The following is a 6,384-nucleotide window of genomic DNA, read 5'->3' on the forward strand; positions in this document are numbered from 1 at the left end:
GGGCAGGGCCGCATCTTCTACCGCCGCCGCTCCGACAACACGGCGAAGAAGGCGGGCAACCTGGCGGAGTTCTGTGAGCGCTGGGGCCGCCGCTACGACTTCCTGCTGGTGCTGGACGCGGACAGCCTGATGGCGGGCGACAGCGTGGTGAAGATGGCCCGGCTGATGGAGCTGAACCCGGGCGCGGGCATCCTCCAGGTGCCGCCGCAGAACGTGGGGCGCTCCACGCTGTTCGCGCGGCTGCAGCAGTTCGCCGGGCGCATCTACGGCCCCATCGTGGCCGCGGGCGCGGCGGCGTGGCAGCTGGGGGACTCCAACTACTGGGGCCACAACGCCATCCTGCGCATGGCGCCCTTCATCGAGCACTGCGGCCTGCCGGTGCTGCCGGGCCAGCAGCCCTTCGGTGGCCACATCCTCAGTCACGACTTCGTGGAGGCCGCGCTGATGCGCCGCGCGGGCTACACGGTGTGGCTGGTGCCGGAACTGGGCGGCAGCTACGAGCAGCCGCCGCCGGACCTGCTCGCGTACGCGCAGCGCGACCGCCGCTGGTGCCAGGGCAACCTCCAGCACATGGGGCTGGTGATGGCGGGCGGCCTGCACCCCATGAGCCGGATGCACTTCCTCATGGGCGTGATGTCCTACGTGGCGTCGCCCCTGTGGCTCATCTTCCTGGTGTCGGGCCTGTTCGCCGCGCTGCACGAGTGGTTCTTCGCGCCCGCGACGCTGCTGGAGTTCCAGTCCACGCTGCCGGGCGGGGACGCGTTCGACACGGTGGGCGCGCTCCAGCTGATGGCGCTGTCGCTGGCGCTGCTGTGGGTTCCCCGCCTGATGGGCCTGGGGCTGGTGCTGGCCGACCGTGAAGAGGCGACGCGGATGGGCGGCCGGTTCAAGCTGGTGCTGAGCGTGGCGCTGGAGGGCGTGGTGTCCACGCTGATGGCGCCGGTGATGATGCTCTTCCAGTCGCACTTCGTTTTCGGGACGCTGCTTGGCTACAAGGTGAACTGGTCCAGCCAGCAGCGCGAGGACACGGACCTGCCGTGGTCGGAGGCGCTGCGCCGCCACAAGTGGCACATGGTGATTGGCGTGGTGCTCGCGGCGCTGACGGTCGCGGTGGCGCCGGGCATGCTCGCGTGGCTGTCGCCGGTCATCCTGGGGCTGTGGCTGTCTCCGGCCATCTCCGTCTTCACCGCCCGCGCGTCGCTGGGCCTGTGGGCGCAGCGGCGGGGCCTGTTCCTCATCCCGGAGGAGGTCCAGCCGCCCACCGTGCTGGTGCGCGCGCAGGAGCTGGCCGAGGAGGAGCTGGAGCCGGTGGGCGACGCGCTGGATCACGTGCTGACCGACCCCCGCGCGCACGCGCTGCACCTGGCGCTGCTGGAAGCCCACCCGACGGCGAGCGTCCCCGTGGCGCTGGCCTCCGCGCGCCGCAAGCTGCTGGCGGGCGGGGTGGAGCCGCTGTCCGCGCAGGAGAAGTCCGCGGTGCTGCTGGACGCGCGCACGCTGTCGGAGCTGCGCGGCCGGCGGCTGGGCGTGCAGGCCTGATCGCGGTTGCATGGCCGGGCTTCGCCCTGGATGCTCCGGGGCATGAACCGCATTCCGTCCGTCGCCGCGCTCGCGCTGTTCGTCTCCTCCGGGGCCTTCGCCGCGGAGCCTCCCGCGTCCGGGGCTGGGACCGGCGAGGACCGCTGGTGGAAGCACGTGGAGGTGCTCGCCAGTGACGCGATGGAGGGGCGCGACACGGGCAGCAAGGGCTACGCGACCGCCGCGGGCTACGTGTCCAAGGAGCTGGCCGCGCTGGGCGTGAAGCCGATGCTGAAGACGGGCTTCCTCCAGCCCATGGCGCTTCAGTCGCGCCGCCTCATCGAGGCGAAGTCCAGCGTCGCGCTGGTGAAGGACGGCAAGCCGCTGCCGCTGGTGCAGGGCGAGGACGTGGTGCTGTCCTCGCGGCAGGGCGACAACGGCACCGTGGACGCGCCGCTGGTGTTCGTGGGCTACGGCCTGTCCATCCCGGAGCTGGGCCACGACGACTTCGCGGGCCTGGACCTCAAGGGCAAGGTGGTGGTGCTGCTCCAGGGCGGGCCGGGGAACATCCCGGGCCCGGTGAAGTCGCACTTCTCCTCGTGGTCGGAGCGGCTGAAGGTGCTCAAGGCCGCGGGGGCCGTGGGGTACGTGTACCTCCAGAATCCGAAGATGCTGGAGCTGCCGTGGGAGCGCATCGTGGGCTCCAGCAAGAGCCCGACGGTGGTGTTCGCGGACCCTTCGCTCAATGACTCGCGCGGGCTGAAGGTCGCGGTCGTCGCGAACGTGGCGCAATCCCAGAAGTGGTTGGAGGGAGCGCCGCACACGTACGAGGAGCTGGTGGCGCTGGCCAACGCGGACAAGCCGCTGCCGAAGTTCGACCTGCCCCTGCGCATGAAGGCGAAGCTGGCCTTCGACGTGAAGCCGCTGAAGTCCATGAACGTGGTGGGCGTCATGCCGGGCACGGATCCGGTGCTCGCGAAGGAGTACGTGGTGCTCAGCGCGCACCTGGACCACGTGGGCGTGGGCGAGCCGGTGAAGGGGGACCGCATCTACAACGGCGCCATGGACAACGCGTCCGGCGTGGCGGCGGTGCTGGAGGTCGCGCGGCAGCTGCATGCGCAGAAGGACAAGCCGAAGCGCTCGGTGGTGTTCGCGCTGGTGACGGGGGAGGAGAAGGGGCTGCTCGGGTCGAAGTACTTCGCGTCGCGGCCGCCGGTGCCCATCACCTCCATCGTGGCGGACTTCAACCTGGACATGTTCATGCCCCACTGGCCGTTCACCACCGTGGTGGCGCACGGCAAGGACGAGTCCTCGCTCGCGGTGCCGCTGGCGGAGGTGGCGGCGAAGCAGGACGTGCAGGTGCTTGAGGATCCGGAGCCGGACCGCAACCTGTTCGTGCGCAGCGACCAGTACTCGTTCATCCGCGAGGGCGTGCCCGCGCTGTTCTTCAAGTTCGGCTACACGCCGGGCTCGGAGGAACAGAAGGTGTTCAAGCAGTGGCTGGCCGAGCGCTACCACGCGCCGTCGGATGACCTGGCGCAGCAGCCCGTGGACCACCAGGGCGCCGCGCGCTTCATCACCTTCCTGACCGCGCTGACGAACGCGGTGGCGGATGCCCCCGCCCGGCCGTACTGGAACGACGACAGCTTCTTCCGGCGCTTCGCGAAGCCGGCACCGGCACCGGAGCCGTAGCGGCTTCACGCATCCGGGTGCGAGTCGGTGACGCCGGGGCGCGCCTCCAGGAATCGCAGCGCGCCCCGGACGTCGGACGACGCGGTCTCGCGAGGGGCGTTCCGGGCCGCTTCGATGCGGCGGCGGGCGGCGGCCCTGGCTTCGTGGCCTTCCGGACTCCCGGGAGGCGCGGCGTCGGCCTCGGCCAGGTCGAGCGCCGCGCGCAGCAGATCCACGAGCTGGAAGAGGGCAGGGTCCTCGCGCAGCTCGGGGGCGCCTTCCAGCGAGGCGAAGCCCTCCCTCGCGGCGCGCGGTTCGCCACTGGCCGCATCCAACGCGGCCCGGTACGCGATGAACCGCAGGGCCTGCCAGCGGGACACACGGCCCAGGATGGTGACCGCCTCCGTCAGCGCCGCGCGGGCCTGCTTCCAGTCACCCCGGGCGAGGGACGCGCGGCCCAGTTCGCCCAGCGCGGTGCCCTCCAGCAGACGCTGGCCCAGGAGCCGCGACAGGCGCACCGCGGCCTCCAGGTGTTCGCACGCATCCGCGATGCCGCCCGCGTCCATCAGGTAGCACCCCAGGTTGAGCCGCGCGAGCGCCTGGCCCGCGCGGTCTTCCACGCTCAGCGCCCGGCCCAGCGCCTCGCCCAGGAGCATCACCGCTTCACCGACGTCGCCCGCTTCACCGATGGCGACCGCGCAGTTGGTGAGGAAGCCCACCTCGAACGTCACGTCGCCCACCTCGCGGAACAGCTCCAGCGACGTGCGCAGGTGCGGGATGGCCGCCTCCGGTCCGCGCCGCACCTGTTCGACGAGGCCCAGGTTGCCCACGGCGTAGGCCTCCAGCCAGTGGTCGCCTCCGGAGGGCAGTGCCTGCGCGTCGCGCATCAGCGTCCAAGCGGTGGCCCCGTCCCCGGCGTGACGGGCGACGATGGACAGGTCCACCAGCACGCGCTTCTCCGACGCCGTCTCGCCCAACGTGTGGAAGACGCCGCGCACCTCCTCCAGGGCCTGCCGGGCGTACTCCGCCTGTCCCGCGTCCAGGTACGCGCGGCCCAGCACCGCCAGGGCCTCCGCGCGCTTCAGCGGCGCCACCGGCACGCGCGACGACGCCTCCAGCGCTCGCTCCAGCCGCTCCACCAACAGGCCCACCGGTCCGCGCGTGCGCGCGTCCGGCTCCAGCGCCACCAGTGTCTCCAGCGCGCGGCCCAGGGACTCGGCGGTCGCGGGCTGGACCGCCATCGCGTTGTCGCACGCGGCCAGCAGGTTCTCGCGCTCCAGGGCCAGCCGCCGCAGCGCCGTCGCGCCTCCCGTCTTCTGCACGCGCTCCCGCAGCCGGCCCGCGACCTGGAGGTAGGTGTCCGCGTGCCGGGCCTCGCAGGCCGCCGCGTCTCCCAGTTCGCGCAGCCGCAGCGCCGCGTACTCGCGGATGCTCTCGTACAGCCCCAGGCGCAGGAAGCCGCCGGGAGCCCCCACCTCCCGCGCGCACAGGAGCGACTGGGAGCGCAGCGAGTGCACCACCTCCAGCACGTCCGGCGAACCCTCCGGCAGCACCAGCACGGCCTCCGCGGCCTCCAGCGTGAAGCCGCCCCGGAACACCGAGCACTGCGCCAGCGCGGCGCGCTCCGCCGGCTCCAGCAGGTTCCAGGACCAGTCGATGGCCCCCCGCAGCGTCGCCTGGCGCGCGGGCGCGTCCCTCCGTCCCACGCGCAGCAGGTCGAAGCGCTTCGACAGCCGCTCGCGCAGCTGCTCCACGCCCAGCACGTTCACGCGCGCGGCCGCCAGCTCGATGGCCAGCGCGATGCCGTCCAGCTGCCGCACGATGTCCGCGACGCGCGGGGCCTCCGCGTCGCTCAGGATGAAGTCGCCTCGCGTCTCGCGGGCCCGCTGCACGAACAGGCGCACCGCGTCCGAGCGGAGGATGACGTCCCAGCGCGTCTCGTCGGGATCCGGCAGGCCCAGCGGGGCCAGGTCCAGCACGCGTTCTCCGGGCAGCCGCAGGGCCTCGCGCGTGGTGACGAGGAAGCGCGCGCGGGGGGCCAGCACCCGCCAGCGCCCCAGCGTCGCGGGCACGTGCCGCACCACCTGCTCCACGTTGTCCAGGATGACCAGCACGTCGCCGCAGCCCGCGAGCGCACGGCCCAGCCGCTCCGCGGGCGTGCTGCCGTCTCCGTCCGCCGTCAGCGGCACCCCCAGCGCGCGGCCCACCGCGTGGCAGACGTCGCCCTCCGTCAGCGCCTCCTCCAGGTCGCACCGCCAGACGCCGCCCTCCCATGTGCCCGCGTCGGACTCCAGCGCGCCGAAGTGCGTGGCCAGCCGCGTCTTGCCCATGCCGCCGGGGCCCAGGATGCTGATCAGCCGGGCGCCCTCCGACATCCACTGCCGCAGCGTGTCCAGCTCCTCGGCGCGTCCCACCAGGTCCTGCCGCAGCGTGGGCACGTTGCCGGGGCGCTCGCGAGGAGCGCGCAGGGGACCGAAGCGGCGGTGCGCCAGGGACGCGGGCAGCAGCTCCACCAGCGCCACGCTGTCGCTCACGCCGCGCAGGCGGAAGGACCCCAGCGCTCGCGCGGTGGGCATCCCCAGCAACACGAGCTCCGGCTGGATGCGCGCCCAGGCCGCGCCGCTCACCAGCACCTGTCCACCGTGGCCCGCGTCCGCGACCCTGGCCGCGATGTTCACCGGAGGCCCCAGGTAGTCCAGCCGGTGGGTGGCCGGATCCAGGCGGCAGTCGGGCTCGCCCACGTGCACGCCCATGCGCACGCGCAGCCCCCGGTGTGACAGTCCTTCGGGCGTGTGCTCCTCCGCCGCGTCCGGCTCTTCCAGCAACGCCTCCGGCCAGCTGGTGTGCAGCAGCGCCTCCTGCGCCCGCAGGCACCAGTGCGCCGCCTCCAACGGGGACGCGAACGCGACCATGAAGGCATCGCCCTGTGACTTCACCTCGTAGCCGTCGGTGCCCAGCAGCAGCGCGCGCAGCACGCCGTCATGCAACTCCAGCGCATCGCGCATGGCCTGGCCACAGCGCTCCCACAACCGCGTGGACCCCTGGATGTCGGTGAAGACGAGCGCCACCGAACCGGTGGGCGGCACGTGCCGGGCATGCGGAGGCGCGGCGCAAGCGGAGGGCGCTTCGTCGGCCGGGGGCTCGACGACCGTGAGTCTTCGGAAGGCCTCTCCCATCTCCCGCTCTCCCCGATGC

General features: G+C 72.8%; 3 protein-coding genes. 2 read left to right on the forward strand and 1 reads right to left on the reverse strand.

Going from position 1 to position 6,384, the window contains the following annotated elements:
- Both mdoH and D7W81_RS38870 read left to right on the forward strand, forming a co-directional pair.
- Positions 1-1,539 (forward strand): glucans biosynthesis glucosyltransferase MdoH (gene mdoH / locus D7W81_RS38865; RefSeq protein ID WP_120560395.1); only part of this gene is annotated, 1,539 nt, incomplete at its 5' end.
- A 42-nt stretch (positions 1,540-1,581) separates the two neighbouring features.
- Positions 1,582-3,210, forward strand: a complete 1,629-nt coding sequence (locus D7W81_RS38870) for a M28 family metallopeptidase (protein ID WP_120560396.1) — start codon at positions 1,582-1,584, stop codon at positions 3,208-3,210.
- A 5-nt stretch (positions 3,211-3,215) separates the two neighbouring features.
- Here the strand turns inward: D7W81_RS38870 and D7W81_RS38875 are convergent, their stop codons facing one another.
- On the reverse strand, positions 3,216-6,365 hold the full coding sequence (locus tag D7W81_RS38875; protein WP_120560397.1) for an ATP-binding protein: 3,150 nt from the start codon (positions 6,363-6,365) through the stop codon (positions 3,216-3,218).
- Between the last annotated feature and the right edge of the window lie 19 nt (positions 6,366-6,384).

The sequence above is a fragment of the Corallococcus aberystwythensis genome, from assembly GCF_003612165.1.
GTDB lineage: Bacteria > Myxococcota > Myxococcia > Myxococcales > Myxococcaceae > Corallococcus > Corallococcus aberystwythensis.